This window comes from Brachyspira pilosicoli (assembly GCF_019402445.1).
GTDB classification, from domain to species: Bacteria; Spirochaetota; Brachyspiria; order Brachyspirales; family Brachyspiraceae; genus Brachyspira; species Brachyspira pilosicoli_B.
In genome coordinates, this window is record NZ_SRZM01000439.1 from 1 (window position 1) to 764 (window position 764).

The 764-nt window shown below is 22.6% G+C and carries 2 protein-coding genes; one reads left to right on the forward strand and one right to left on the reverse strand.

Annotated features, from left to right (window positions below; genetic code table 11):
* The first annotated feature begins 184 nt into the window (after positions 1-184).
* Positions 185-529: a hypothetical protein gene (locus E6A48_RS11710; protein WP_219710482.1), complete on the forward strand. Its 345-nt coding sequence runs from the start codon at positions 185-187 to the stop codon at positions 527-529.
* Here E6A48_RS11710 and E6A48_RS11715 read toward each other — a convergent pair.
* Positions 526-764: tetratricopeptide repeat protein (locus tag E6A48_RS11715; RefSeq protein ID WP_219710483.1), on the reverse strand; the 239-nt coding region annotated here is incomplete at its 5' end. The two genes, E6A48_RS11710 and E6A48_RS11715, sit on opposite strands and share 4 nt — an antisense overlap.

A 764-nucleotide genomic window follows, 5' to 3' on the forward strand; every position in this document is an offset into this window, starting at 1 on the left:
TATATATACAGATGATATGTCTGCTATAATAGTTCCTAAGAAAAATCTAACTAAAGAGGATATTGATTTTCTACTTTCTTATAAAAAAGTTTAAAATGATTATATTTAGTTTTTTTATTTAAAATTTTTCATTATAATGTTATATTATATATAGTTATATTTTTATGTACATTATAGGGGTAATATGTTTAATTGGTTTAGTAAAGATGAAGAAGTAGTAAGCTCAAAAGATACTATATTTGATAAATATCATCATATTATAGCTTGGATACCATTTGTAGCAAGTGTTTTTTATTGTACATCACCATTAGATGTAGTATCTGATATACTTCCTTTATCTGGAAGAATAGATGAGGGTTTTTTATTAGTAGCAACGATATTGCATGGTATTCAAAATGGGGTTTTTTATACTTATCCTAAAATTAGAAGAACTATTAAAATAATAAAATATATTGTTATTATAATTGGAATAATATTTATGGTTGGATTGTTTGGTCATTTGATGATTAATTCTAACCAAATGCCTTAAAGTTTATTGATTTTTTCAAGCATATTTTTTGATTTATCATTTCCAGTATTTTTATACAATTCATATAAAATAACATATATTTTTTTATTGTTATCACTATATTCTAAGCATTGTTCAAATATTTCTATTGCTTTGTTATTATCATTTATTTCTTTGTAGCATAGTCCAAGATAATATAAACTCTCTTCATCATATTTATTAAGCTCCAAAGCTCTATTAAAAGAGTCTGTTGCTT